Source organism: Actinocatenispora rupis, from assembly GCF_016861975.1.
In the GTDB taxonomy this organism is placed as follows: domain Bacteria; phylum Actinomycetota; class Actinomycetes; order Mycobacteriales; family Micromonosporaceae; genus Actinocatenispora; species Actinocatenispora rupis.
In genome coordinates this window covers 1-640 of sequence record NZ_BOMB01000078.1, presented here as the reverse complement: position 1 = coordinate 640, position 640 = coordinate 1, and the positions used below count along the sequence as shown (strand labels likewise).

At 67.3% G+C, this 640-nt stretch carries 1 protein-coding gene; it reads left to right on the top strand.

Annotated elements, in window-relative coordinates:
- Nucleotides 1-530: replication initiator (locus Aru02nite_RS36335; RefSeq protein ID WP_373325059.1), on the top strand; the 530-nt coding region annotated here is incomplete at its 5' end.
- Nucleotides 531-640: the final 110 nt, after the last annotated feature.

The window sequence follows — 640 nt, the reverse complement described above, 5'->3', positions numbered from 1 at the left end:
CGAAGGACATCACCGACGCGGTGACACCCGGGTCGCGGGCGCAGGAAGACCACATGGCCAGGCTCGCCGCCGAGCTGCAAGTCCTGCCCTGCTCGCCCACGTGCGCGAACTGGCTGCTCTACGGCGTCCAGCCCAAGAGCGCCAAGCCGACCCTGCGACCCGGGTACTGCAAGGGCAAGGTGCACCAGCGCCGCACCCTCGGCTTTACCGGCCGCCGGGTCCTGGTCTCCCGGCAGTGGTCGAACAAGACGCTGTCGGACCACCGCACCGACCGCAAAGCATGGGTCCGGGCGCTCCTCGCGCTTTCGGCAACCGGCGACGACCAGGCGGCCAACGCCAACGCGGACCAGGCGGACGACACCGACCGGTGGGAGTACGAACTGGCCTCCCGCGACGACCCCGACGTGCCACCCGTGCACGTCCACTTCCTGCGCAAGATCGCCGAACGCCAGCAATGGCGGGCACAACTCGACGCGGCGAAGGAACAGCTACAACAACAGCTTTCGGCAATCGATTCCGTTGCCGCATAACGAATCTGGGGAGGATCAAGTGTCCGTAGACGAAATGCTGCTTAGCGTCGCTCAGGCGGCGGAGCGGTTCGGTACCGGGGAACGGTTTCCCCGCCGGCTGATCGCTGAGC